The organism is Streptomyces sp. NPDC005931, from assembly GCF_042871235.1.
Taxonomy (GTDB): Bacteria; Actinomycetota; Actinomycetes; order Streptomycetales; family Streptomycetaceae; genus Streptomyces.
Genome location: NZ_JBIAIG010000006.1, coordinates 319,867 through 345,586, shown reverse-complemented (window position 1 = coordinate 345,586; position 25,720 = coordinate 319,867). Strand labels below are relative to the sequence as shown.

The window sequence follows — 25,720 nt, the reverse complement described above, 5'->3', positions numbered from 1 at the left end:
CGGGGGGCATGCTGTCGCGCGGTGTTCGCCTCCGGCGTGGCCGCCCCGGCTCCCCCCGGGCGGCCACGCCGGGCGGCGGGGCGCCGCCTCACGGCTCCTCGCGCGAGAACACCAGGCGGATGCCACGAGCAACTGGAGGCCCGATGTCGCAAGAGAACCCCACGCGGGACCTGCCCCTCTCGGACGGCTCACCCGTGCGCACGGTGACCGCCATGTCCGACATGGCGCTGACCGACGAGGAGCTTCTGCGGAGGTATCCGACCGTACGGGGCGTCGCGGAGCGCTGGATGGCGCTGGCGTGGGAGCTCGGGACCGACGCCGAACGGCGGTCCCGGACATGAGGGCGGGCGCGCTCCTCGACGTCCTTCTCGTGGAGATCGAGCCGGGCTCCGTGGCCGGGGCGAGCGGCATGCGAGGGTGACGAGGGGGCGCCTCGTGCCGCGGCAGTGACTCAGACCTCCTCCACCGTCACCTCCAGGGGTGCGCGGAAGGACAGCAGTCCGAGCATCGGCGGGTCCGCCGTTTCCGGCGCCGGCCGCACGGTCGGCAGCCGACGGGACGCGGCCCGCAGTGCCACGGCCGCCTCCGTGCGCGACAGGGATGCGCCCGGACAACGGTGACGGCCGGCGCCGAAGGCCAGGTGATGGCGGACGTTCTCCCGGCGCGGGCACAGCCGCTCCGGTTCGGGGAAGACCTCCGGATCGGATCCGCTGCCCATGAGCATCAGAAGCAGCGGTGCGCCCTCGGGCAGCTGCACTCCGCCCAGTTCGGTCGGATGCGCGGTGACCCGGCGCCAGCTGGTCACCGGTGGCTCACGCCGCAGTACCTCGTCCACCCAGGCTTCGGCCAGGCCCACCTCCTCTCCGAAGCGTGGCCACTGGCCGGGTTCGGCGAGCGTCCGGCGCAGGACGGTGGAGATCAGCTGTCCCGTGGTGGACTGGCCGGCGACGAAGACGAAGAAGCACACGCCCACCACGGTCGCGGCGTCCACCGGCTCACCGTCGGGCAGGCGGTGCCGGGTCAGTTCCCGTAGGAAGGTACCGGCGGGTGCTTCACCACCGCGCACGGTCTGGTTCAGCCACTGGTAGAAGGCGCCGACGCACTCGGCCAGTTCGAGTTGCCGTTGCAGTGTGGGCCTGCCCCAGAAGAGCTCCAGGGAGGCGTCGCTCCAGCGGATCAGGGTGGCCGGGTCGATGTTCTCGATGCCGAGCAGTTCCATGAGCACTCGGCAGGACAGGGGCTGGGCGAAGGACGTGAACAGGTTGCAGCCACCCGTCGCACCGATCTGGTCCCGCACCGTGGTGAGCAGTTCGTCGGCGACGCGCTCGATGACCGGTACGGCGGCGGCAACCTGCTGGGCGTTGAAGTACCGGGAGACCACCCGGCGCAGCCCGGGGTGGCTGGGGGTGCCGTTGTTGGCCAGCGCGGGCGGGAGGCCGAAGCCTGCCCGGGCGAGCACCCGCAGGACGGGGACGGGCAGGGGTGTGACGGCGTGCTGGGCGTTGTCCGGGCGGAAGACGACCGGATCGAGCAGTACCCGGCGTATGTCGCTGTGACGGCTGACCAGCCACAGTCCGGTACCGGGATCGTGATGCACCGGGGCCTGCACCCGCAGGGCGTCCAGCCAGGGGTACGGGTCGCGCACGAAGCCCTCACCGAACAGGTCGAGCCGATCGAGCGGATCAGGGGTGGCGAATGAGCCGGCACCGGCCACCGGGCCGCGCCCGGCTGTTCCGGTACCGGAAACGGGTACATCCAGGGCACGGAAGATCACGGGGCGGACGCTAACACGCGCCGGGTGGGGCCCTGCCCGGGTGTGTGCCGTATCACGTCAGCGGAGCCCGGGGACCCAGGACACCGGCGAGGCCGCATGGATGAGCGGGCCACCGCGGAGGGCGGCCGCCTCCATCACCGTGCATGCGTCCAGCCCCGTCGGCCCACTGCGGGACACCACCAGCAGCGAGCAGCCATGAGCAATGGCCACCGCCAGCAGGCCCCTCGCGTCAGCCAGTCGGCCGCCCCGCCCGGACGGACGGTGATAGACGGCCGGCTCATGGGCGATGCCGGCGCGGGCGAGGCGAGGCAAGGCCCGTCCGAGCACCGCGCGGGCCACCGTCCCGTCCGGGCGGTGCGCCGCAGCACGCGGCGGCAGCGGAGGCATCACCGCGATCAGCAGCAGCGGGCACCTGCGGGCGGCGGCAAGCCGGGCAGCCGCATCCACGACCGGCGCGTCGTCGATGCGGTCGGCCAGCACCGCCGCCACCGGGAACCGCGGACGTGAACGCCCGGGCGGACGAACCGGGTGGGCGTGGGGCGTCGGGGGCAAAGACAGAAGGTTCATGACCTCGCGCCTTCCTGGAGACGAAGGAGGGGCCTTCCAGCGTCGCCTCCCCACAAAAATACGTCAACATTTACGCGAAACATTTTTCGCGCTTTGCCGCACCGGCTCGCGGTGCCCCTACAGGGGAGCTGACGACGGACAGGCCCGAACCGGCCCCCGGCATCACGGTGAGCCGATGGGTCCCCTGGATCCGGGACCAATGGCCGCGTACCGCCCCGGAGTGCGGGTGCCAGGATGAGGCCGACACGTCTTCGAGGCCTGAGAAATGGACGACTGCGATGACTCCGCGTGCCGTACGGCGCTGGCTGCCTCAGCAGCACGGCGCGTGGGCCATGCTGCTGGTGCCGTTCCTGGCGGGCACGGCGCTGGGCGGGGCGACACCGTGGCACGCCCTGCTGCTGCCCGCGTGGCTGCTCGGCTACCTCGCCGTCTTCCATGCGCAGCAGTGGTTGCGACTTCGGCACAACTCCCGCAACCCCCGGGCCGCCGCCCGCCACACCCGGCCCGTCCTCACGTTCACCGCGGCACTGGTCGCGCCCGGCGTCGCCCTGGTCGTGCACGCACCGTGGCTACTGCTCGCCGGGGCGTGCGCCGTACCGTTCCTGGCCCTGAACTGCTGGTACGCCTGGCGCAACCGGGAACGTGCCCTGGTCAACGGACTCGCGGCCGTCGTTCCGGCGTGCGGCATGCTCCCGGTCGCCCTGCTGCTCGGCGGAGGTGGGCTCAGTGACGCCTGGCGCCCGGCGCTGGCGTGTCTGCTCTACTTCAGTGGCACCGTCCTCTACGTCAAGACCATGATTCGTGAGCGCGGCAGCACCACGTACCGTGGGGCCTCCGGTGTGTACCACGCCGTGGCCCTGGGAACCGCGGCCGCCGTTCTGGGCCCCTGGCTCACCGGATTCTTCGCCCTGTGCCTGAGCCGCGCGCTGGCGGTACCCGCCCTCGGCCGGGTCCGGGCGGGTGTCATCGGAGCCGGCGAGGCCTTGCTCTCCGCGCTGCTCCTCGCAGCGCTGCTCGCCACCTTCGGGTGAGGGCGTGCACGAGACAGGCGTGCGAGGACGGGGCGGACGCCGTCCACCTGTGGGTGGGCCGCACGGGGCGGGGTTCCCGGGCCGCCCTCCCGCCCGCCCGGGCCTGTCGCGGCGGGGCATGCGCGGTTCGCGGGAATGGGGACGCCGGGTCACCATGGCAGGAGCGAGGGGTGGGCCGTCTCGTCATCGCGGAGGACCACGGTGGACCTGTTGCTGCCCGTCCTGTTCGCACTGGGTGCCGCTTTCAGCAACGCCCTCGCCACCGTCCTCCAGCGCAAGGCGGCGCTGGAGGTTCCCCGGTCCGAGAAGCTGCGTGCCGGGCTCATGCTCGACCTGCTGCGGCACCCCGTGTGGCTGGCCGGCATCGTCGCCGTGATCGCCGCGGCGGTTCTCCAGGCCATCGCGCTCGCGACCGGCCCGCTGACCGTCATCCAGCCGCTCTTCGTGCTGGAGCTGCCGCTCGCCCTGGTCATCGCCGCGGTGCTGCTGCACGGGCGGCTGTCACGCTCCGGCTGGCTGGCCGTGTGCGCCGTCGTGGCCGGGCTGGCCGTCGCCCTCGCGGCCGCCGCACCGGAAGGCAACCGCACGTACGTGCCCACGAGTCGATGGGTGGTGACGCTCTGCGTGGCCACGGCCGCGATCGCCGTCCTGGTGGTCGCCGCGCTGCGCCGTCCCGAGGGGCGGGCCCGCGCCGCCTGCTTCGGGACGGCCACCGCAGTCGCCTACGCGGTGACGGCGGCACTGATGAAGACCTCCGTGCACACGCTCGACGACGCAGGCGTCACCGCCTTCCTCACCGCGTGGCAGACGTACGGGTTCGCGCTCTTCGGGGCGTCCGCGCTGTTCCTCCTGGAGAACGCCCTGCAGGCCGGACCGCTGGTCGCCTCGCAGCCGGCCATCACGCTCGGTGACGCGAGTGTCAGTCTGGCGCTCGGCCTCGTCCTGTATGAGGAGCACGTCCGGACGGGCTGGTGGCTGCTGCCCCAGTTGCTGGGCGTGGCTCTGGTCGTCGCGGGCGTGTTCGCCCTGTCGAGGACGCCGTTGTCGCGTACCCTCGCCGGCGCGGACCGTCCCGCCGTCGACGCCGGTGCCCCTGAGCCCGTTACGGCACGGCGTCCTGCTCGGCGGCGGCCCTGATCGCCCGCAGGGCCGCGCGCATGACGACGCCGACGCCCGGTGAGACGAGCGTCCAGTAACGGCCGAAGCGTTTGAGCGAGAGGTCGTCCGTGCAGGCCGTGCGCGCCTCGTACGACAGCAGGGAGCGGTGGCTGCCGTAGGGATGGACGACCAGAGCGGCGGCGATCTTCGCCCAGCCGGGCTCCGCGAACGCCGGGAAGTCAGCCGGCTCGACCCTCCGCCAGTCGATGGACGTCTGCCACGCCTTGCCGACGGCGCCGAAGGCGATCTCCCGTCCCTGGTCCTCGGCCAGCCCCACCCAGGGCTGGTTCCGGTCGTGCGTCGCCGCGTCGAAGAGATCGGCCAGCCGCAGGGAGGGCGGGGCTTCAGTGGGGCTGCCGCGCAGCCGGTCGGGCACTCCGCGCGCCCATGTGATCAGGTCGAACAGCGGGGAGTGGATGGTCAGCAGGTCGAGGTCGCGCGCTGCCCGGTACACGTCCGGGGCGGCCGCGGCGACCGCCGTGCATGCGAGGCGGGTGAAGCGGAAGTCCGGCAGGAGTCCGTCCAGCCGCAGCGCTTCGGTGGTGGTGTCCATCACGACCTCCTACGGCCGACACCTCCAGTCTGCTCGATACACGCCGCCGGGTCGCGCGGACGCACATCCGTCCGGTGCGGCCGCCCCACGCAGGCATCCGACCGCTGTGGAGCCCACACTGGAAGCGGGGGCGGGTGACCGTTCGGCCGCGGGTGACCGTTCGGCCATGGCGGCCGAACCCCGACCGTGCGGCGATCCGCCGCTGTGCCGCCGAAGGCCGCACCGCGCGGCCGCCGATGATGTGAGTGGACATGCGCGACCGAGCCGTCGGCAGCGACCGGATCGAGCGGTTGAGCCCCCTCGATCTGAGCAATCTACGCGTCGAGACACGTGGTGCGCCCATGCACGTCGCCGCTCTCGCCCTGCTGGAGGGGACCCGCCTCCTGGACGAACACGGCGCGCTGCGACAGGGCAAGGTGCGTGACTGTCTCGAGGCGCGCCTCCCTCTGGCCCCCCGGCTGCGCCAGGTGCTGTACCGGCCCTGCTTCGGCCTCGGACCACCCCTGTGGGTGGACGACCCCCGATTCGACATCCGGGCGCACGTCCGGACCCGTACGGTGCCCGCGCCCGGTGACGAGGCGTCCCTGTTGCGGGTGTGCGCCCAGTTGAACGAACCGCCCCTGGACCGCTCGCGTCCCCTGTGGCAGATCTGGCTGCTGCCCGGACTCGCCGACGGCAACGTCGGGCTGCTCCTGCGTCTGCACCACGCGGTCGCCGACGGCCTGGCCGCACTGGCCCTGATCGGTGCCCTCCTCGATCCGGCGGCGCCCGCGCCGGACCCACCCACGACCGCAGCCGCGCGCACCCGGGCCCCGAACCGCCCGAAGCCGCACCAGCCCGACCCGGAGAGCCGTCCGTGGTCTCCCCGGCCGCGTCCCGGTCCGCGGGAACTGTTCGCGGAGAACCTCCGCCGGCACGGGGCGGCGGTGGCCCATGCGGCGCGGGCACTGACGCATCCCACCCGGTCGACGGTCCGGCTGCGGGCACTGCTGTCGCAGGGGCGCCGGCTCCGGGCGGAGGGCCGCGCTCCCGCGTTGTCGGTGAACCGTCCCGTCGGCCGGCACCGCCGCGTTCTCCTGCTGCGAGCGGATCTCGGTGACCTCAGAGCGGCGGCCCACAGGCACCGGGCGACGGTCAACGACGTCGTGCTCACGGCGGTGGCCGCCGGTGCCCGCGGTCTGCTCCAGGCCCGGGGTGAACTGCGGCCGGGGCTGACCGTCAAGGTCTCGGTGGCGGTTTCGGTGCGCACCACGCTGGACGAGCGGGCCGGAGGGAACCGGGTGGGCGTCATGCTGGTGCCGCTGCCGCTGGACGAGGCCGACCCGGTCCGCGTGCTGGCGAGGATCGCGACCGCCACCGCCTCACGCAAGCGGCTTCCCCCGTACCTGCCCATGGCACGCTTCGCCCAGCGGTGGATGGTGCGGGCCATGCCGCGCCAGCGCCTGGTCAATCTGTTCACCAGCAACCTGCCCGGCCCGCAGACACCGATGAGCATCGCCGGAGCCCGGATCCGTGAACTGTTCCAACTGGGCGTGGTACAGGGGAACGTGCCGATCAGCGTCGGCGTGATCTCCTACGCCGGACGACTCGAAGTCGCGCTGGTCGGCGACGCCCGGCTCGTCCCTGACCTCGACGTCTTCGCCGCCGGGATGTCGTACGCGTGGGAGTGCTTCGCACCCTGAACCGACTGGTCCACCGCGGTCGACGCTGCCGCCCCCCGGGGCACAGGGCATCGAGGCCCTCTGCCGGGTCCGTCCCCCTTGTCGTCCGGGACCGTCCCCTCGCCGTCCGCACACCGGCACCGGGACAGCCGCCGCCGAATGCCCCAGACTCTTAAGAAGACTCCCGGTCGGTCGCGGTGGAGAGGTCGAGACCGTGCATGACGTGCCGCTGTGGATGTGGGGGGCGTTCGCCGTCACCGTGCTGGTCTCGCTGGCGGTCGATCTCCTCGCGCACCGGCAGGAACACGTCATCGGCTTCCGCGAGGCCGCTGTCTGGAGCGGCGTGTGGGTCGGCTTGGCGGTCGTCTTCGGGTGCGTGGTCTTCGTGGTGGTCGGCACGACCGCCGGAGTCGAGTACACGACCGCGTGGCTCCTGGAGAAGAGCCTGTCCGTCGACAACCTCTTCGTCTTCGCCTTGATCTTCGGCTACTTCCACGTGCCGCGCGCCTTCCAACACCGTGTGCTGTTTCTGGGTGTTCTGGGAGCGTTGGTTTTCCGCGGCATCTTCCTCGCCGCCGGTGTGGCCGTGGTCAGCCGCTTCACCGCCGTCCTGTTCGTCTTCGCCGGGATCCTCTTCTACAGCACCTACAAGATCTTCAAGGGGGAGGACGAGAGCTTCGACCCGGGCAAGAGCATCGCCGTGAAGCTGCTTCGGAGGATCATCCCCGTGCGCGACTCCTACGTGGGGGCCCGGTTCTTCGTCAAGGAGGCCGGCAAGCGAGCCGCCACGCCGCTGCTCGCCGTCGTTGCCGCGATCGAAGCCGCCGACCTCGTCTTCGCCGTCGACAGCGTGCCCGCCGTCCTGGCCGTCAGCAGTGACGCGTTCATCGTGTACACCAGCAACGCCTTCGCCATCCTCGGTCTGCGCGCTCTGTACTTCATGCTTGCCGGGCTGCTGGACCGTTTCCACCACCTCAGCAAGGGTCTGGCGCTCATCCTCGCCTTCATCGGGGTCAAGCTCATCCTCCAGGCGTCCCACGAAACGATCAGTACCTCCGTGCCGGAAATTCCCTCACCGCTCAGCCTCCTCGTGATCGTCACCGTTCTCGCCGTCTCCATCGGCTTGAGCATGGCTCGCCCCCTGCCCTCCGGCCCCCCCGACCCTTCCGACCCCGCCGACGACCGGCCGCGGACCGACGCCGGCACTGCTCCCCCCGCTGCTCCCGCCCAGGATGCGTCCTACACAACCGACCGGGATCCACCCGCCGATCCGCCCACCACTGACGAGCCACCCGACTCCTGAGACGGCGAGCGCGTTCCAGGACGTGACGAAAAAGTCCCGCTGAGCACGGGCGGAGGCACGGCCGTTACGCCGGGAGACGAAAGCCGTCGAAGAGGTCGTCCAGGCCGCGCAGGGCCAGGCCGGCGGGGGTGGCTCGGACCGCCAGGTCGCGGGCGGCGGCCAGGAGCGGGTTGCGCAGGACGCCCAGGCGGCCGACCCGACGGGCGCGGACGCGTACCGCGTCGGTGCGGTCACGGCGCGCGGCGGTGTACGCGGCGAGAGCCACGGGGACCTGGTCCGTGCCGACCGCACTGTCTCCGGCAGGGAGGAGGCGGGTGAGGACCGCGGCGTCCTCGATGGCCTGGCAGCCGCCCTGTCCGAGGTTGGGGGCCATGGCGTGGGCGGAGTCGCCGAGCCAGGCGATCCGGCCGTGGTGCAGGCTGGGGAGCGGCCCGGCCAGGTCGTAGAGGTCGTTCTGGAGGACGTCGGCGGGGTCGAGACGGCTGACGCGCTCCAGCAACTCCGGGATCGGGGCGTGCCACGAGCCGAAGCGGCGCCACAGTTCGTCGCGGGAGTCGGCCCACCGGGTGCCGGCCGGGACGACTGCGGTGGCGTAGAGGTAGAACCGGCCGTCGGACAGCGGCGTCACCCCGAACCGCTCGCCCCGCCCCCAGGTCTCGCTCATGTCCACTGGGGGAAGGTCCGGGGCGTCCACGATGGTCCGCCACGCGGTCTCGCCGATGTAGTGCAGACCGGGATGACCGGGGAAATGTGCACGGCGCAGTGGGCTGTGGATGCCGTCGGCCGCGACGACCAGGTCGGCGGTGAGATCCGGGCCCGCGTTCGTGCGGACGGTGGGGCGGCCCGCGGCGTCGTCGACGCCGGTCACGGTGGTGCCGTAACGGAAGCCCTCCGGCGGCAGGGCGCCGGCGAGGGCGGCGGTCAGAGCCGGTCGCGGAACGGCGATCGGGGGCATGCCGTGGCGGGCCGCCATGTTCGCGGTGCTGATCCGGGTGAGCCATCGCCCGTCGGATCGGCGCACGCCCATCGTCTCGGGTACGGCGCTGCCGACGGCGTGGGCGGCGTCGTCGACGCCGATGGTTTTCAGCGCGAGCAGGGCGTTGGGAGCCAGACCGATGCCGGCACCGGTGGCGGGAAGCTGCGGGGCGCGTTCGCAGACGGTGACGCTCCAGCCTCTGCGATGCAGCGCGTTGGCGGCCGTGAGGCCGCCGATGCCCGCCCCCACGACCACCGCGTGACGTCTTGGCATGGACTTCCCCGTTCGGTGCGAACGCCCTCGGCGCAGCCGGCAGAACCCTTCGTCGCGCAACTGTAGAGGCTGCGGGCCGGGCGTCGGTTCCGTCGACGGGGCACGGGTATCGCCGAGGGGAACCAGGGGTACGGGGCACAGGGTCGACCGTGGCGCGCACCGGTCGACCGGAGCCCATCTGACACACGTGCGGGGTCAGGACACGCGAACCGCGTGTGCGGGGAGGGCGGTTCAGTGGCGGGCGGCAGGGTTCGCGGGCGGCCGTCCTGCCCGGGGCGCGTACAGCTCCGCTGGGCGTGCGGCCGGGCGGGCCGTCCGTACCGTGGCGCCGCCGGATCCGGCACTTTACGTATGGCTGACACCCGCGTCCCATAACCTCGTGCACCAGGACGTCGGACGCCCGTGCACGCACGCAGAGGAGGCCATGGTGCTCGGAGGGGGCACTCGGTGGCTCGCGGGTGCCATGACGCTTGCCTGCGTGGTGCTGATGGGCCCCAGCGCGCCGAGCGGTGCCCTCGGCACGTCACAGTCCGCCGAGGCCGTCGGGGACATCGTGACGAACCGGGTCCTGACGTGGAACCTCTGCAACCCCTGCGACACGAGCAACGTCGATCGCGCGGCGGAGATCGCCGAGCTCGCGCCCCAGGTCGTCGGCCTGCAAGAGGCATGCACGCGTGACGTCGACAGGATCCGGGAGTACCTGGAGAACCTCTACGGGCTGACCTACCACGTCGCGCACGGGCCGGTCCTGCGGAACATGGGCCGCTGCGGAGGAGCGCCCTGGAGCCCCGGGGCCTACGGTCAGGCGATCCTCTCGGCGGCACCGATGAGTGATCGCGTCGTCGTCGAATACCCCGACGGGGGGTCCGAGGACCGCGGATACATGGCGGTCACCACCCTGGTGGACGGCCGGCCCCTCCGGGTCTTCAACACACATCTCGCCCAACGACGTCAGGAAGCGGTCCGAGCGGACCAGGCCGATCTGCTCGCCGCGGACATCGCCCGCCACGACCGCGCGCTCGTGCTGGGGGACTTCAACGCCGTTCCCGAGGCCCCGGAACTCACCCGGATCTGGGCACTCGCCACGGACACGGATGCCCAGTGCCGTCCCACGCGCACCGCGACGTGCCGGCCGACCACCGACTGGCAGACCAAGTTCGACTACGTCTTCCTGCGGGGCATGCTCCCCCTCCGGCACAAGGTGCATCCCACTCCGCACTCGGACCACCACCTGCTCCACACCGACCTGGACCTGGATCTGCGGTCCTGACGACTGGGCCGGACCTGACGCGAGTCCTCACCGTCGACGTCGTGTCCCGAGGGGCGGGGGACGTCGCGATCCGCCTCGTCCGCCGTACAGGTGCCCTGCGGTACGCCCGGGCGGGCACGGGGCGGGCTCCGCACGCGTCGCCCGGGTCCACGGCAGAGAGGGAATCCGGCCCGACCCGACGCCGTGATGTCGCGGACCTGCCGGCCTACGCGGACTGCAGGGCGCGAACCCGGGCCCGGAAGGTACGCCAACGTCGCTCGTTGTCATGCACGAGCATCGCCGACTCCGCCATCAGGTCCGCCGCCCGGTCGAGCAGTTCGGAAGCCGCATACAGGTATGCGGGAGCCTTCCGCTCGCCCGCCAGGTCGGCCCGCAGCGCAGCCGGCGCGAAGTCGACCTGGGCCAGCAGGTCGAGGGCACGCCGCAGCAGTCGCGCGATCAGGGACTGGAGCGCGGCCGACTGCCAGTCGTTGGCGATGATCCGGTGCCGCTCCCCCAGCAGGTCGGCAAGCACGGGATAGGCCGCCAGGCTCCCCGCCGTCTCCCACGCCTGTTCCATCGCCCCAGCCAGCCAGGCAGCCGTCTGCTCGCCGTCATCCGCCACCTGCCGGACCTCACGCCTCAAGCGCTGAAGTTCAGCCGGCTCCCCCTCCCCCTCCATGAAGAGGACTCCCGACTCGGCGACGAGTCCGGGGGCGTTGAGGTCCTCCGTACCCGCGAACCCGGCCGCCGCCGACGGCTGCTGCCCCACCGCGACCTCACTCCACCGGTCGGCCAGCGCCTTCAGCACCCGCGACCTCGCCTGCACCTCACCGGCCTGCCGCAGCGGCGCCTGCGCGTAGTACTCCTCATGCTCGCGATGGAACCGCGAGAGATTGTCGATCACCTGCAGCAGAGACGCGGGAGGGTTGGACTGCGCTTCGTTCTCGGCCATGCCGCAAGTCTGCACCGCTCCCCCGCGCACGGCCTCGAGGCTCACGACCGCCGCGGCGCGGACGAGGGCGCCTTCCTCCGGACGGCCGCCCGTGGTGGTGCCCGCGGACCCGGCGGGCCGCCTTTGCGTGCGTGACGCGCTCGGCGTCATCGGGCGCGCGGCAGCGGCCCGCCGCGGCCTCCGCCACCGTCCTGGCGACCCGCCAGGCAACCGACGTCCCGATCCTGCCGTCCTGCAGAGGAGATCACTCGTATCCGTGACGGCCGGATCCGACCACCCGGCTGCCAGAGCGAAAGCGGACCATGAGATATCGCACCAGAGTGACGGCCCCGGCGGCCGCCCTGATCGGCACGGCCGCGGCCCTGACCACCGGGGTCCCGGCCCAGGCGGCGCCCGCGGGGGTGGGGAGGACGGATGGCACACCCGGCTCCGAGACCCTCGGCGACCCCGTCTACCCCGACCTCGGCAACGGCGGCTACCGCGTCTCCGCCTACCACCTCGACCTCGCCTACGACGCCGCGACGAAGCTCGTCGATGCCACGGCGACCCTGAGGATTCGCACCGACCAGCCGCTGACCCGCTTCTCACTCGACGCCCTGGGACTGGACATACGGTCCGTCCGCGTCGCCGGCCGCGGGGCCGGCTTCGAGCAGATCGGAGAGAAGCTGCGGATCACGCCCGCCCGTCCCCTCCCGGCGGACTCCCCGGTCACCGTGTGCGTGAAGTACACGGCCGACCCACGCCGTGCCCTGCCGCACACCGGCTGGGTGGCGACCCCCGACGGCTTCGCGGTGTGCTGCCAGCCCCGCTCGGCGCACACCGTCTTCCCCTGCAACGACCACCCGTCCGACAAGGCCGGCTTCACCTTCCGCATCACCGTGCCGAACGGCCTGCGCGGCGTCGCCAGCGGCCGGCTGGTGCGGACCGAGCAGCTGGCCGGCGACCGCACCGCCTACACCTACCGCTCCCGTTCGCCGATCGCCACCGAGGTCGTACAGATAACGGTCGGCGACTACGTGGTCAAGGACCGGCCGGGCCCGCACGGGCTGCCGCTGCGGGATGTCGTTCCCACCGCCCGGGCCGACGCCCTGGAACCCGCGCTGTCACTCACGCCCGGCCTGGTGGAGTGGATCGAGCAGCGGCTCGGCGCGTACCCGTTCGAGACCTACGGTCTGCTGCCCTGCAACTCCGACGACCCCAACGCCTTCGACTTCACGGGGCTGGAGACCCAGACACTTACGATCTACAAGCCGAACTACCTCCTCCAGGAGGAGAAGAAGATCGGCTCGCACATGATGCACGAGCTGGTGCACTCCTACTTCGGCAACAGCGTCAGCCCCGCCACCTGGGCCGACCTGTGGCTCAACGAGGGCCACGCGGACTTCTACGGGTTGCTGTACCGCTATGAGCGTGGCTGGGCCGACTCCTTGGGCCTGACGTCGCTGGAGGCCCGCATGAAGGACACCTATGCGCGCGGCGACCAGTGGCGCCGTGACTCCGGGCCGGTCGCGGCACCGAACGCGGTCAACCTGTTCGACAGCCAGCGTTACCTCGGCGGTGTGCTGGTCCTGTACGCGTTGCGGCAGCAGATCGGTGCGGAGGCCTTCGGTGCCGTCGAGCGCACCTTCCTCGAGCGGTACCGTGACTCCACCGCCTCGACGCAGGACTACATCGCGGTCGCCTCGGAGGTCTCGGGGCAGGATGTGAGCGGTTTCCTGCGGGACTGGCTGTACGGCACGAAGACCCCGCGGATGCCCGGCCACCCGGACTGGACGGTGACGCCGGTGACGCCGTCCCTGGCGGCGCCGCACAGCCGTGGCGAGAGCCGTCACCACGACAATTCGGCCACCCTGTAAGGGCGGCGGTCGAGCCGGGCGGAGGCGCTCCGCCCGGCTCCCGCCGCGGGCCGCGCCGCTCGTGGACCACGGTCACTGCCTGCTTCAGCGGCACGGACGCTCCGTCGTGTCCGACAGGCCATGCGCGAGGGGCGTCGCGTCAGGTGCGGGGCGCGTCGTCCTGCCGGGTGTCGGCGAACTCCCACCAGGCCAGGGGCAGCCAGTCCCCGTCGACGAAGCCGTCGACGGATCCCCCGGTGCCCCGGATGGTCACCTGTGTTCCCACCGGGTAGCTGGTGCCGGACAGCCCGGACACCGGAACGAGCAGTACGCCGAGACGTCGTGACACGGTTTGATCCTTTCTGGACCGGAGGGGAACAGGGCTTTGCGGTCCCTGGATGCAAATCCTCTCATCATGGACGAGGCTGGACTATGAGGAACCGCACAGAAGGCCAGTCCACCTGCGCGGACCGAGGGGTGTTCACGCGGCGGGGCAGACGTTTCCCGGGAACTGGTTTCCATCTGTGATCGGGCAGGCACGTCTAGTGGAGGTGCTCGATTATGAGGGCCGTCGTGTACAAGGGACCGTTCGAGGTAGCGGTCGAGCAAGTGGAGGATCCCCGGATCCAGCACCCGAACGACGTGACGGTACGCGTCACGTCAACCGCCATCTGCGGCTCCGACCTGCACATGTACGAGGGCCGCACCGCCGCCGAGCCGGGGATCGTGTTCGGCCACGAGAACCTGGGGACCGTCGAGGACGTCGGTGACGGTGTGACGACGCTCAGTCGGGGAGACCGCGTCGTCATGCCGTTCAACGTCGCGTGCGGTTTCTGCAAGAACTGCACGGCGGGCTTCACCGGCTTCTGTCTCACCGTGAACCCGGGCTTCGCGGGCGGCGCCTACGGCTATGTGGCGATGGGTCCTTACGTGGGCGGCCAGGCGGAGTACGTGCGGGTCCCGTACGCCGACTTCAACTGTCTGAAGCTCCCCGAGGGCACCGAGAACGAGACCGACTTCGTGCTGCTCGCCGACATCTTCCCCACCGGCTACCACGGCAACGAACTGGCCGACGTGCGCCCCGGTGAGAGTGTCGCCGTCTACGGCGGCGGTCCGGTCGGGCTGATGGCCGCCTACTCGGCGATGCTGCGGGGGGCGAGCAAGGTCTTCGTGGTCGACCGGGTGACCGAGCGGCTGCAGAAGGCGGAGGAGATCGGTGCCGTCCCGATCGATTTCACCCAGGGCAACCCTGTCGAACAGATCCGGGAACACACCTCGGGCGAGGGCACGGACAAGGGCATCGATGCCGTCGGCTACCAGGCCCAGGCGGGTGGCGAGGACCGTGAGGAGCCGGCGACGGTGCTGAACTCCCTGGTCGAGACGGTGCGGCCGACGGGCGCCCTGGGCGTGCCGGGACTGTACGTTCCGCGCGACCCGGGCGGACCGGATGAGCAGGCCAAGCACGGCATGCTGATGGTCGCCGTCGGCCGCCTCTTCGAGAAGGGCCTGCGCATGGGCACCGGTCAGTGCAACGTCAAGCGCTACAACCGTCAGCTGCGCGACCTGATCATCGAAGGCCGAGCCCGGCCCAGCTTCGTCGTCTCCCACGAACTGCCTCTCGACCAGGCGCCGTCGGCGTACGAGAAGTTCGACAAGCGAATCGAGGGCTACACCAAGGTCGTCCTCCACCCGCACGCGTAGGTCCGCCTGCGGTGCCCGAACGCCGGACCGTCGCCGGCACACGGTGTCCCGGGCCCTGGCCCGGGACACTCGCACGGTGAGAGCGAGACGCCCGGGCCGCCGCCCGGGCTCGTTCATGTCCGCGACCGCACGGCTCCCCGGCAGCGGCGACCACCGGAACCACGTCGGCAGCGGGCTTCGGCCTAGGCTTCGGTCCACTTCTCCTCGTGGGTGCCGCGGGGCAGGGTGACGGCCATCATGTCGCTGGGGGCGTCCAGTGCCAGGCGGTGCCATCGCCCGCGCGGCACGATGGTCGCGGTCCCAGCACCCAGTTCGATCTCCTCCTCCTCGTCCCCCGGCCGTTCCGGGCGGAGGATGACACGTATGCCGCCCGTAAGGCAGGAGACGAACTCGTCCGCCTCGGTGTGGATTTCCCAGTGGTCGCCGTGGACGTCGGCGTCGGTCTCCGCGTGGGCGACCATCAGCAGCCAGCCGTCCCGCTCGAGCTCGGTGTCCGCTGTGGGCCGCTCGGTGTGCACCTGGCCGCCTGGGTGAAGGTGGACCAGGGATCCGAACAGTTCGATCCGGGTGGCAGTCATACCAGGACGTCCTTCGTGTGGTGGTTCTGCGTCGGTGAGTTGTGGCATGAGGGTGGCCGGTGAGTCGGCGGCCCGTGGCCTGGGTCGGTGAGCGTGCAGCACTCCGGTCACGGGGCGAGCGCCGTGGCTTGCGAGGCGTTCTCGGCCCGGGCGTTTGAGTTGCCGCACATCGCCTGCTGGTACAGCGTCTCCAGCGCGTCGTCGATGGGGTGGCGCTGCGGCTGCCCCGAGGAGTCCCGCTCGTTCCATCTCTGGAGATTGACCGCGACGGACATCTGACGCTTTCCGTCGGCCCGGGTCAGGGACATCGTTCCGGCCCCCCAGACCGTGCCGTCGTGGCCCCAGAAGGTGCCGCAACCCGGGATGACGACCTTGTGCAGACCGAGGCCGTACTCGATCATCGATCCGTCCAGGGCGATGACGGGAACCGTGCGCTGCATCTGAGCCAGCGATGACCTGCTGACGATCTTGCCGTCGAGCAGCTTGGCGTAGAAGCGGTTGAGATCCTCCATGGTCGACACCAGAGCGGCACCCGTCCACGTCCAGGACATGTTGTACACGCTGTAGTCGCGCGGCGGGTCGATCAAGCCGTGCAGGGCCTCGTACATGCGTGAGTGCGGCCCGTTGATCCGTGGGCCGGTCGGGAACTCGGTGTGCCGGAGGCCGGCGCGTTCGATGACGCTGCGGGTGATGTACTTCTCGGCCGTGGTGCCGGTCACCCGCTCCAGAAGCCGGCCGAGGAGCAGCCAGTTGGTGTTGGAGTACACCCCTATGGGTGCTCCCGGCTCGCTCGCGGGAGGCGCCGTGACCCCCATTTCGATCAGCTCGGCCGGGGTGAACTGCCTGAACCTGTTGTCGTCCAGACTCGCGGGCGAGTTGCGCCGCAGGGAAGGGAACGCGTAGGGGATGTAGTCGGGGAGGCCACTGGTGTTGTTGAGCAGCATCCGGACCGTGATCTTCCTGCCGCGCTCTCCCGGCACCAGCTCGGGAAGGTAGTCGCCGATCGGCGCATCGAGCCGGATCCGGCCCCGCTCGGCCTGCTGCATGACCGCGGCGGCGGTGAAGGTCTTGGTGATGCTGCCGACGCGGTGGCGCATCTGCGGGCTGACAGGACGTCCGGTCCTGACATCGGCGACGCCGGATGCGCCCCGCCATGTCCCGTCGGTGTCCCGCACCTCGGCGTACGCCCCCGGTACCCCGGCGCGGTGCACCGCGTCGAGTGCGGAGTTCAGCTCCTCGCGGCCGAAGCCGGCGGACGGGCTCGTGCTGCCGGTCGGCCCGATTCCGGCCTCGGACACGGGAGCCGCTGCCACCGTGCCCGCACCCACACTCAGCGCGGCCACGCCAGCGCACACCACCAGTCGGATCTTCACGGCGTCCCTCCTTTCACGATCGACGAGTGCGACAGGGACTCTCCCCGCGCGTTCCGGTATCCGCGGGATCCGTGGCTCATCCGGCGAGAGCGCGGCGCAGGACGGCGCCGATCTCGGCGTTCTGGCGCTGCGAGACGTCGGCGGAGAGGATCGCCTGCGATCCGTGGAACGTGCCGGGCCACTGGTGCAGCTCGACCGAAACGCCCGCCTGCATCAGGCGCAGTGCGTACTCGATGCCCTCGTCGCGGTTCGGGCAGAACTCCGCGGTGGCGATGTGGGCCGGGGGCAGGCCGGACAGGTCGGCGGCCCGCGCGGGGGCGGCGTACGGTGTGGCGGCCCGCGAGCCCAGACAGTGCCGCCACGCCGCGGTGATCTTGTCTCGGTCGAACCAGGGCGTTTCGGTGAAGTTCCGCGCCGACCAGGTGTCCTGTCGGTCGTCAAGGCCCGGCTGGTTGAGCAACTGGAAGCAGATGGCCGGCCCCTGCTCGTCACGCGCCCGCAGCGTCACGGCGGCCGCGATCCCGGCGCCGGCACTGTGCCCTCCGACCGCGATCCGCTCCGGATCGATGCCGAGTTCGTCCGCGTGTGCGGCCGTCCAGGTGAGTACGGAGTAGGCGTCGTCCAGGGCGGCCGGGAACGGGTGCTCGGGTGCCAGGCGGTAGCCCACCGAGACCACCACCGCCCCGGAGAGGTCCGCGATCCGGGCAGCCCACGGATGCTCGGTGTCCAGGTCACCGAAGACCCCGCCGCCGCCATGCAGCCAGACGATGGCGCCTCGTGCCCGCAGCGGGCGGTAGACCCGCACCGCCACGTCCGGATCGGCGGGCACCGTGCGGTCCTCGACCTCCATGGCCGAGGTCTCCGGTGCCGGTGCCGCAGCGGCACGTTCCGCGAAGTCCTTGCGCGCGGCAACCGGGTCGTTCATGTCGATGTGCGGGAGGAACGGGATGAACGCTTCGAGTTCGGGATCCATGACGACCATCCTCATGGCCGTCCCCCGAGGGGTCATCCGCCACCCGTCGCGCATCCCGCCCCGATCACGCACCGATCGGCGCCCCCGTCCTGACGCCCCTCCTTCTACCCTTCTGCCATGGAGGCACTGGCCATACGGCTGTCGGGACTGGATCCGTACATCGACGGCGCGATCCGCATCATCGCGTTCTACGACACACTGATGCGCCGACGGGTGGACCTCCCGGCACTCGCCCGGGCCTCGGCGGGCCTGGCCGAGTGTGTCGCCGGGATACGACTCCACGGCACGGGGCGGGCGACCCGGATCTCGCCCCACGGCACGGAAGCGCCCATCCCGCAGTCACCCGCGTCCACCACGGCGCCGATCACCCTCGACGACGAGGAGATCGGCACGGTGTGGTTGGAACGCCCCGGCCCGCCGGGGCCGCTCGACGAGGTCCTCCTCGACCGGCTCGCCATCGCTGCGGCGGCAGCCGTCGAGCGGTACGGCCCTGCCCGCACCACCATGGCCGACCCCGCCCTCGTCGAACTGGCCATCAGCTCCGACAGCGACGAGGCAGCCAGAGCACGGGCACTACGACTCCTCGGGTTCGCGGCCGACCTGCCGATCCACGTCGTCGCCGTACGCTCGCAGCTCCCGCTCGACCAGATCGGCAGCCTGGTCTGCCCCGCCCGCCCCGTGAAGGCGGCACCGCTCGCCGACGTAGGCGTCATCCTGGCCACCACCGTGGAGCGGGCCCGGTTCCCGGCAGGCGTGCGCGCGGGCATCGGCGCCGCCGAAAGCCCCGACCGGTCCTGGCAGCAAGCCCGCACCGCCCTCCGCTTCAACACCCCGCGCGAACCCGTCATCCGCTACGCCGACCTGGGTGCGCTGGCACTCCTCGCCGAGGTACCTCAGGACACCGCACGCCGCAACGCCGACGTGGCCGCCATCGCCCGCATCGCCCGCAACGCGGAAGACTTGGAGACTCTGGACACCTACTGCGCCACCGGCTCCCTGCGCCGGGCCGCCGACCTCCTCCATCTGCACCACAGCAGCGTCGCCCGCCGACTCGAACAGATCGCGAAGACCCTGGACGTCGAACTCGCCGAACCCGCCGGGCTGACACGAGTCAGGCTCGCCCTTACCGCATGGCGGCTGCTCGACGACTGAGCAAGATCCACCTCGCCACCTGGACGAGGACGCGAGCCGCCGGTCTGTGTGGTCAGCCCCCGGGTGCTCGGAGGGGCTGTCCTCACCCTGAGCAGCATCGGAGGCCGGGCTCCGCCCTGTGTCGGACGACGCCCGGTGCCCAGGTACTGGCACAACAGTTCCCTCGGGTGACGGGTCAGTTGAGGCGGCAGGTCCGGATCGCCATGGGCGGAATCCGGCCAACATCCCGCTCTTCCGACCCACCGCACAACCGAGCCGTCCATCCGTTCCTCTTCCTGCGCGGGCACAGCACAGCAGCCGGCACTCGCCGCGCCGGCCCGGCGAGTGACACGCGGCGCAGCCCCGCCCCCCGCCGTCTGCTTCCTTCCACAGCATCCGGAAAGACGAGGAACCGATGACCAGAACTCGCACCACCCGACTGCGGCGTCCACTGTTCACGGGCGTCACCGCCCTCGCTGTGATGGCCGTGACGGCCGGTCTCGTGGCCGCCAAGTCGGGGACCGAACAGTCTCCGGCCAAGCCGAGGCTCAGCCTCATCGCCGCGACCACCTCGGTGACGCTCACCTCGTGGAAGGAAGAGCCGGGAGTCTACCTGGACCTGGGCACCTATCTCCGCGCGGAGGAGGCGCCGTTGGAGCTGAAGGTGACCAGGAAGTCCTACCGGGATCCGGTGACCGTCTCCCAGACCGTGTACGAGGGCGGCAAGGCGAGGAGCAAGGCACTACCCAAAGGCACCGTCAAGGACTTCTCCGGGCTTCCCGGCTTCGCCGAGATCACCCTGACGGACAAGGCGGGCAAGAAGGTCCTCAGCCGGAGCGAGGACTTCTGTCCCAACAACGCGAGCGGACGGGTGCGACCCGACGCACCCGCCACGTCGAAGTATCCGGAGAGCTGCCCCACCAACCCGTTCACTCTCGGCTCGGTGTGGGGTGTGGAGAGGGGTTGGGCCGCCAACACTTACGGGGGCTCCTACAGCAAGGCGGTGAAGCTGGCGGCCGGTGCGTACACCGCCAGGGTGAGCGTGGCCAAGAAGTACCGTGACCTCTTCGGCATCGCCGACAAGCCGGCCACGGTCAAGGTGACCGTGGTGGAGCGCAGCTACGAGGAAGAGGAGGGTGCCCCCTCGGCGGCCCGCTTCGCCAAGGCCGGTCAGCATGCCGGGCACGGTGCCGGCCACCACGCGCCGGCCGCGCACGCGGGTCACGGACCGGGCCACGCCCCTACGCCCGCAGAAGCCGGCGCCCCTGCGACGAGCGGAGCGGGCCCCTCCTACAACGTGGGACACGGGCCGCTGAGGGCCGCACCCCCCGCCTTGCCTTGGGCGCTCAAGAAGCGAGTTGCCGCGCACTCGCTGAACGCCGGTGACACCAAGGGCCAGACCGACGGTTCGCGCAAGGCGCCCGCCCTCGAGCCGCTGTCGAAGCGGCCCACCGGCAAGGCCTCGGTCCCGGACGTCCCCAAGCCGGACCTGCGTTCGCTGCCCGCCTACGGCATCACAGTCAGCGACGGCGACAAGGACGTGCCCGGCAAGGACTACCTGGCGTTCAGTGCCAATGTCTGGAACGCCGGTCCGGCCCAGCTCGTGGTCGACGGCTTCCGCTCGCCCGGCAAGCCCAAGATGGACGCCTTCCAGTATTTCTACGACGCCAAGGGCAAGCAGGTCGGTTACACCCCGACCGGCACCATGGAGTGGGACCCGCGCCCGGGCCATGTGCACTGGCACTTCACCGACTTCGCCAGCTACCGGTTGCTGAAGGCGGACAAGAAGGAGGCCGTGCGCAGTGGCAAGGAGGCCTTCTGCCTGGCCAACACGGACGCGGTCGACTACACGGTGAAGAACGCCAACTGGCACCCGAACAACACCGACCTGGCGACCGCCTGCGGAGAGGAGAACTCGATCTCCGTCCGCGAGGTGCTGGACGTCGGCTCCGGTGACACCTACACCCAGGACCTGCCGGGTCAGTCCTTCGACATCACCGATGTGCCCAACGGCACGTACTACATCCAGGTACTGGCCAACCCGGAGAAGCGGCTGAAGGAGACGAACCTCGGCAACAACAGCGCACTGCGCAAGATCGTGCTCGGCGGCAAGCCCGGCAAGCGAACGGTGACCGTGCCGGCGCACGACCTGGTGAACGCGAACTGACACGACTGTCCTCGGGTCGACACCGCGCCCCGCCCGGGTGCGGTGTCGACCTCGTATTGTTCAGGGCCGGTCCGCACACCACGTGCGGCGTCGCAGTGGACCCGGCGGACGACGCGCGCCGCACGACGCACCTCGCATCGACGTCACCCACTGGCGCGCCGTCCTCCCGCAATCCGTCCGGCTCGGTCGTGCAGAGGGATGGCGGAGCCCGGCGACAGCGCGCGGCTCCTGGCTCCACGGGGTCATGTGGGTCAGCATGCTCGGACAACACCCCTCCCCCCGCACCGAGGCCATGTGATGCCGGAGCACGATGTCGATCCCGTCCGTCCCAAGAGCGTCACACCGTGGCCGATGTGGCACGGACCCGCAGAAGAATCGCTGTTCAGGGGCATTTACGGGTTGGTGCTGGCCAGCGCCCTGGTGGCCGCGCTGGAGGGGACGGGCGAGGAGGCCGATCCCGGTTCGGACGCGCTGTGGGTACTGCTCACGGCCCTGGCCTCGGGCGCGGCTCATGGGTACGCGCACGTCATCGCCCGGCGGGCGTCCGAGGACCGTTCGGCCACCCCTGGCCGGCTCGGGCTGGTGCTCGCCGAGTGGCCCGTTGTCGCTGCCGTGCTGCCCACCGTGGTGATGCTGCTCGCCGCGGTGGCGGGCTGGTGGTCCGAGGCCGTTGCCGTGGACGCGGCCCTGGTGTTCAACACCGCGGCTCTGTTCGGTTGGGGAGTGTGGGCAGCCCGCACCGCCGGACACGGGTGGCCGTCCTCGCTGCGCTCGGGCGGCCTCGACATGCTGATCGGCTTGGTGATCATCGCCGCCAACGCTCTGATCAAATAGGCGGTTTTCGGGCGACCGGCAAGGTGCCTGTCACGCGGACTACCGACGGCAGGGCGTCGTCGGTACCCGCGACGGGCAGCCCTTGCCGACGAAGGGCCGGTGCCGTGTCCCCGGTTCGCCTCCGCGTCCACCGTGGTCGCCCGACCGCCGTGACGCGCCCCGCTTCAGCGCCCTTCACTCCTCATACGCTCCCCCGATCGAGGATTAGTCACATTGCATGGGGCTTGCCGACAGTGTTGTGTGAATCCCTGGTACAGCCAGGCGCGGCCGCGGTCTGGAGCAATTGGTCACTCTTCTGCCATGGAGGTCTCCATGCGTCCGAGTCATCGCCTCACTGCCAGGATCGCCGCTGCCGCCCTCGCGGTCGCAGCCGGCCTGTTCGCTCCCATGGCGGCAACGGCAGCACCTGCCCATGCCGCCACGATCACGCACCGTCAGTCCACCACGGCTGTGACGGGCTCCGTGAGCATCGGCCTGACGACCGGCGTCACGATCACCGTTCCCGGCGTCCAGCTCACCGGCGGCGCCACCCTCGACACCGGTGTTCAGGTATCGACCGTCACCACGGTGACCAACAACACCAACGCCACGCTCGTCCTCTCGGGAGGCGGCGGCACCAGCGTCACCGTCGCGCCCGGCGCCTCCGCCACTGTCGACGCGCTGGTCGACGGCACCCTGAAGATTCGGGTCGCGTAGCGGGCGGACACCCCCGTCGGGCGGGCGGTTTCCGGGAGTACTCCGGAAACCGCCGGCCCGTCAGGGCCCAGTACCAACCCGGTTCGGTACTGGGCCGGAAACGACGCGCCGTCCATGACGATCCCGTACGCCCCGGAAACCGGCCAGGCCCATCAGCGGAGCGACTTCTGCTGGGCCGTCAGGACGGCCGGCGCCGTCTCGCTCTCCTCTTCGCCCTCGGTGTCCACGTGCGGCAGGAGCCGGTCCAGCCAACGCGGCGTCCACCAGGCAGATCTGCCGAGCAGTGTCATGGCCGCGGGCACGAGCAACAGCCGCACGATGGTGGCATCGATGAGCACGCTGGCTGCGAGTCCCAGGCCGAGCATCTTGACGACGATGTTGTCGCTGATGACGAAGGCCGCGAAGACGCTGACCATGATGAGTGCCGCGCAGGTGATGACCCGCGCGGTGATCTCCAGCGCGTGAGCGACACTCGCCTTCGGGTCCCCGGTGCGCTGCCATGCCTCGTGAACCCGGGTGAGCAGGAAGATCTCGTAGTCCATGCTGAGCCCGAAGACGATGGCGAACATCATCATCGGCACGTAGCTCTCGATCGGCACCTCGCCGGAGACACCGAGCGCGGGCCCGCCCCACCCCCACTGGAAGACGGCCACCACCACGCCGTACGAGGCGGCGATCGACAGCACATTGAGTACGGCTGCCTTGGCGGCGACCAGCACGCCGCGGAAAACGATGAGGATGATGAGGAAGGCGAGGCCCACGACCACCGCGATGATCAGGGGCAGCCTGCTGGAGACGATGTCCAGGAAGTCGACCTGGGCCGCGGTCGTGCCGGTCACGTACGTACGGGCGTCGGTGCCGGACACCGCGCTGGGCAGCACCTCGTCCTCGAGGCGGTTCACCAGGCGGGTGGTGCTCGCGTCCTGAGGGGCGGCGGCCGAATACGCGGTGCCGATCAGGACGTCGCCGTCCGAGGTCGGTGCAAGGGGGGTGATCGTCGCGGCGCCCTCCACATCGGTGAGGGCTTTCTGCGCGGCGGTGGCGAGCGCGGCACGGTCGGCCTGCGGGACGTCGCTCTGGTCGATGACCAGAGTCATGGGGCCGTTGGACCCGGGTCCGAACGCCGAGGACATCAGGTCGAAGGCCCTCCGGTCCGTGAAGGACTTCGGGTCGGCGCCGTCGCCGATGTGCCCCAGTTGCATGGAGAAGAGGGGGATGGCGAGGACGGTGAGGACGACGACTCCGGACACGAGGAACCACCAGGGGCGGCGCTCCACCCGCTGCGCGTAGCGATGCCAGGTGCCGTGGGCCTCCTCGCCGGGGTCTGCGTCGGTCTCGGCGAGGGGCCTACGAACCCTGAGCCTGTCGATCCGTCGACCGATCAGCCCGAGCATGGCCGGGACCAGGGTCAGGGCACCGAGGACGGCGGTGGCCACGGTCACCGCGGCGGCGAGGCCGAGCTTGCCGATGAAACTGATCCCGGAGACCCACAGGCCCGACAGGGCGACGACCACTGTGCAGCCGGAGACCAGCACGGCACGCCCGCTCGTGGCCGCCGCCAGGCCGGCCGCGGTCACGGGGTCCCGGCCGTTCATCAGATTCTGACGGTGCCGGGTGATCAGGAAGAGCGAGTAGTCGATGCCGACGCCGAGACCGATCATCGTGGCGAGCGTCGGCGAGACCGTGGCGAAGACGAACGCGGTGGCCAGGAGGCCCAGGAGCGCCAGGCCGCAGATCACGGCGATGAGGGCGGTCACCAGGGGGAGCACGGCGGCGATGACACTGCCGAAGCCCACGAGAAGGACCAGGATCGCCACCGCGAAGCCGATCGCCTCGCTGGTGCGGTCGTCGGGCTCGGGCCGGGCCAGCTCGCCGAGCGGACCGCCGTACTCGACCGTCACGCCGGCCGACCGCAGCGGCTGGACGGCCGTGTCGACCCCGTCCAGGTAGGACGCTCCCAGCGTGGAGGGCTGGACGTCGAACCTGACGGTGATGTAGGCCGTCCTGCCGTCGGTGGAGAGCGGGCCCACGTTCTGACTCCCGGTGGGCGGAGCGGTGCCTGGTGCGGGCAGGGGGTTCTGCGCGTTCAGCACGTGGGGCAGCTTCTTCAGATTCGCCACCGTGGTGCCGATCGGGCCGCTGACGTCGGTGAGCGGCTTCGAGGAGTCGTTGAGGACGATCTGGGCGCCGTATCCGCCTGCGGCCGGGTCGTGGGCCTTCAGGACGTCGAGGCCTCGCTGCGACTGGGAGCCGGACAGGGTGAAGTCGTCCGAGTACTCGCCCCCGTAGACACGGTCGAGCACCTGGAGGCCCACCAGGGCGGCCAGCCAGAGGACGAGGACGGTCACACCATGACGGGCGCACCATTCGCCGATACGGCGCAGTGTGCCCTTGCTGACGGTGCTGGCCCGCTCGGCTGTGCGCGGCGGCGTTGGCATGCCTTCCCTCCCGACGGCTCTCCGCGTTGCCGCGGACACGGTCACTGCGCGTTCTTGAGCTCCCGGGAGCCCGAGGTACCGCACTGCCGTCATTGAAGGAGACCGCCTGCTTCCCGGCACGCCCCGGCGGGGGAACGGGTGACGCTGAGCGGTCTCACACTCCGGTCGGGCGGGCCATTTCCGAACGTTGTCCCTCCGGATGAAAAGCAATCACTCATCCATGCGAGTGTCACCCGTTTGACGGATTTTCCCGCCGAGAGGCTATTGCATCCGTCCAGGGGTGAGAAAACGCAAGGGCAATCACATCCAGCAGACAATATGACTGATACGGTCATATGGCCACGCCGCCCAGAGGCGTGTAGAGCGTCCATTCCGCACCTCATCGGAGGCGAGGATCTGGCTGGTTGGACAGTGACGGCTGGAAGAAATTTCAGAGCGTATCCACCGCTGCATCTCCCGCGGTAACAGTTGTCGAGGTCCTTCTCAGTGCACCA

22 protein-coding genes are annotated in these 25,720 nt (G+C 70.8%); 12 read left to right on the top strand and 10 right to left on the bottom strand.

The features are described 5' to 3' along the window. Nucleotides 1-143 precede the first annotated feature (143 nt). On the top strand, nucleotides 144-341 hold the full coding sequence (locus ACFYOV_RS17565) for a hypothetical protein (protein ID WP_389088600.1): 198 nt from the start codon (nucleotides 144-146) through the stop codon (nucleotides 339-341). A gap of 110 nt (nucleotides 342-451) precedes the next feature. Here the strand turns inward: ACFYOV_RS17565 and ACFYOV_RS17560 are convergent, their stop codons facing one another. Next, a complete protein-coding gene (locus tag ACFYOV_RS17560) occupies nucleotides 452-1,774 on the bottom strand; it encodes a cytochrome P450 (protein ID WP_389088597.1) in 1,323 nt (440 codons plus the stop codon). 57 nt (nucleotides 1,775-1,831) lie between these two features. After that, on the bottom strand, nucleotides 1,832-2,341 hold the full coding sequence (locus ACFYOV_RS17555; RefSeq protein ID WP_389088595.1) for a universal stress protein: 510 nt from the start codon (nucleotides 2,339-2,341) through the stop codon (nucleotides 1,832-1,834). Nucleotides 2,342-2,619: 278 nt separating this feature from the next. On the opposite strand from ACFYOV_RS17555, the gene ACFYOV_RS17550 reads away from it, so the two are divergent. Both ACFYOV_RS17550 and ACFYOV_RS17545 read left to right on the top strand, forming a co-directional pair. Next, entirely contained in the window at nucleotides 2,620-3,372 is a 753-nt protein-coding gene (locus tag ACFYOV_RS17550) for a YwiC-like family protein (RefSeq protein WP_389088593.1), read from the top strand. A gap of 201 nt (nucleotides 3,373-3,573) precedes the next feature. Continuing rightward, the gene (locus ACFYOV_RS17545; RefSeq protein WP_389088590.1) at nucleotides 3,574-4,509 is read left to right on the top strand and encodes a DMT family transporter; all 936 of its coding nucleotides are present in this window, start codon (nucleotides 3,574-3,576) and stop codon (nucleotides 4,507-4,509) included. On the opposite strand, the gene ACFYOV_RS17540 is transcribed toward ACFYOV_RS17545, so the two are convergent. Next, nucleotides 4,475-5,083 (bottom strand): hypothetical protein, encoded by a 609-nt coding sequence (locus ACFYOV_RS17540; protein WP_389088588.1) that lies wholly within the window; start codon nucleotides 5,081-5,083, stop codon nucleotides 4,475-4,477. The genes ACFYOV_RS17545 and ACFYOV_RS17540 overlap by 35 nt on opposite strands. A gap of 251 nt (nucleotides 5,084-5,334) precedes the next feature. On the opposite strand from ACFYOV_RS17540, the gene ACFYOV_RS17535 reads away from it, so the two are divergent. Together ACFYOV_RS17535 and ACFYOV_RS17530 are read left to right on the top strand one after the other, a co-directional pair. Next, entirely contained in the window at nucleotides 5,335-6,765 is a 1,431-nt protein-coding gene (locus ACFYOV_RS17535; protein ID WP_389088585.1) for a wax ester/triacylglycerol synthase family O-acyltransferase, read from the top strand. A 193-nt stretch (nucleotides 6,766-6,958) separates the two neighbouring features. Next, the gene (locus tag ACFYOV_RS17530; RefSeq protein WP_389088582.1) at nucleotides 6,959-8,047 is read left to right on the top strand and encodes a TerC family protein; all 1,089 of its coding nucleotides are present in this window, start codon (nucleotides 6,959-6,961) and stop codon (nucleotides 8,045-8,047) included. 64 nt (nucleotides 8,048-8,111) lie between these two features. Here the strand turns inward: ACFYOV_RS17530 and ACFYOV_RS17525 are convergent, their stop codons facing one another. Further along, complete coding sequence (locus ACFYOV_RS17525) at nucleotides 8,112-9,296, bottom strand: FAD-dependent oxidoreductase (RefSeq protein ID WP_389088580.1); 1,185 nt, start codon at nucleotides 9,294-9,296, stop codon at nucleotides 8,112-8,114. Nucleotides 9,297-9,720: 424 nt separating this feature from the next. Between ACFYOV_RS17525 and ACFYOV_RS17520 the strand changes: the two genes are divergently transcribed. Beyond that, nucleotides 9,721-10,566, top strand: coding sequence for an endonuclease/exonuclease/phosphatase family protein (locus ACFYOV_RS17520; protein WP_389088578.1), 846 nt, complete (start codon nucleotides 9,721-9,723; stop codon nucleotides 10,564-10,566). Nucleotides 10,567-10,771: 205 nt separating this feature from the next. On the opposite strand, the gene ACFYOV_RS17515 is transcribed toward ACFYOV_RS17520, so the two are convergent. Then, nucleotides 10,772-11,500, bottom strand: coding sequence for a hypothetical protein (locus tag ACFYOV_RS17515; protein ID WP_389088575.1), 729 nt, complete (start codon nucleotides 11,498-11,500; stop codon nucleotides 10,772-10,774). 302 nt (nucleotides 11,501-11,802) lie between these two features. Between ACFYOV_RS17515 and ACFYOV_RS17510 the strand changes: the two genes are divergently transcribed. Next, on the top strand, nucleotides 11,803-13,356 hold the full coding sequence (locus tag ACFYOV_RS17510; protein ID WP_389088573.1) for a M1 family metallopeptidase: 1,554 nt from the start codon (nucleotides 11,803-11,805) through the stop codon (nucleotides 13,354-13,356). A gap of 139 nt (nucleotides 13,357-13,495) precedes the next feature. Here ACFYOV_RS17510 and ACFYOV_RS17505 read toward each other — a convergent pair whose 3' ends face one another. Next, nucleotides 13,496-13,684 carry a hypothetical protein gene (locus tag ACFYOV_RS17505; protein WP_389088570.1) on the bottom strand — a complete coding sequence of 63 codons (189 nt, stop codon included), beginning with the start codon at nucleotides 13,682-13,684 and terminating at the stop codon, nucleotides 13,496-13,498. 212 nt (nucleotides 13,685-13,896) lie between these two features. Here ACFYOV_RS17505 and ACFYOV_RS17500 point away from each other — a divergent pair, with 212 nt between their 5' ends. Further along, on the top strand, nucleotides 13,897-15,036 hold the full coding sequence (locus ACFYOV_RS17500; protein ID WP_389088568.1) for a glutathione-independent formaldehyde dehydrogenase: 1,140 nt from the start codon (nucleotides 13,897-13,899) through the stop codon (nucleotides 15,034-15,036). Between the two features lie 182 nt (nucleotides 15,037-15,218). Here ACFYOV_RS17500 and ACFYOV_RS17495 read toward each other — a convergent pair whose 3' ends face one another. The 3 genes from ACFYOV_RS17495 to ACFYOV_RS17485 form a co-directional block, all read right to left on the bottom strand. After that, complete coding sequence (locus ACFYOV_RS17495; protein WP_389088566.1) at nucleotides 15,219-15,614, bottom strand: cupin; 396 nt, start codon at nucleotides 15,612-15,614, stop codon at nucleotides 15,219-15,221. 107 nt (nucleotides 15,615-15,721) lie between these two features. Next, nucleotides 15,722-16,846, bottom strand: coding sequence for a serine hydrolase domain-containing protein (locus ACFYOV_RS17490; protein WP_389088760.1), 1,125 nt, complete (start codon nucleotides 16,844-16,846; stop codon nucleotides 15,722-15,724). A 217-nt stretch (nucleotides 16,847-17,063) separates the two neighbouring features. Further along, nucleotides 17,064-17,960 carry an alpha/beta hydrolase gene (locus tag ACFYOV_RS17485; RefSeq protein ID WP_389088564.1) on the bottom strand — a complete coding sequence of 299 codons (897 nt, stop codon included), beginning with the start codon at nucleotides 17,958-17,960 and terminating at the stop codon, nucleotides 17,064-17,066. Between the two features lie 117 nt (nucleotides 17,961-18,077). Between ACFYOV_RS17485 and ACFYOV_RS17480 the strand changes: the two genes are divergently transcribed. The 4 genes from ACFYOV_RS17480 to ACFYOV_RS17465 all read left to right on the top strand — a co-directional run bounded on the left by ACFYOV_RS17480 (nucleotide 18,078) and on the right by ACFYOV_RS17465 (nucleotide 22,788). After that, entirely contained in the window at nucleotides 18,078-19,112 is a 1,035-nt protein-coding gene (locus ACFYOV_RS17480) for a helix-turn-helix domain-containing protein (RefSeq protein ID WP_389088562.1), read from the top strand. 394 nt (nucleotides 19,113-19,506) lie between these two features. Next, nucleotides 19,507-21,258, top strand: a complete 1,752-nt coding sequence (locus ACFYOV_RS17475) for a lysyl oxidase family protein (protein ID WP_389088559.1) — start codon at nucleotides 19,507-19,509, stop codon at nucleotides 21,256-21,258. A 351-nt stretch (nucleotides 21,259-21,609) separates the two neighbouring features. Further along, nucleotides 21,610-22,092: a hypothetical protein gene (locus ACFYOV_RS17470; RefSeq protein WP_389088557.1), complete on the top strand. Its 483-nt coding sequence runs from the start codon at nucleotides 21,610-21,612 to the stop codon at nucleotides 22,090-22,092. Nucleotides 22,093-22,404: 312 nt separating this feature from the next. Continuing rightward, on the top strand, nucleotides 22,405-22,788 hold the full coding sequence (locus ACFYOV_RS17465; RefSeq protein ID WP_389088555.1) for a hypothetical protein: 384 nt from the start codon (nucleotides 22,405-22,407) through the stop codon (nucleotides 22,786-22,788). A gap of 152 nt (nucleotides 22,789-22,940) precedes the next feature. On the opposite strand, the gene ACFYOV_RS17460 is transcribed toward ACFYOV_RS17465, so the two are convergent. Further along, on the bottom strand, nucleotides 22,941-25,226 hold the full coding sequence (locus ACFYOV_RS17460) for an MMPL family transporter (RefSeq protein ID WP_389088552.1): 2,286 nt from the start codon (nucleotides 25,224-25,226) through the stop codon (nucleotides 22,941-22,943). Nucleotides 25,227-25,720 lie beyond the last annotated feature (494 nt).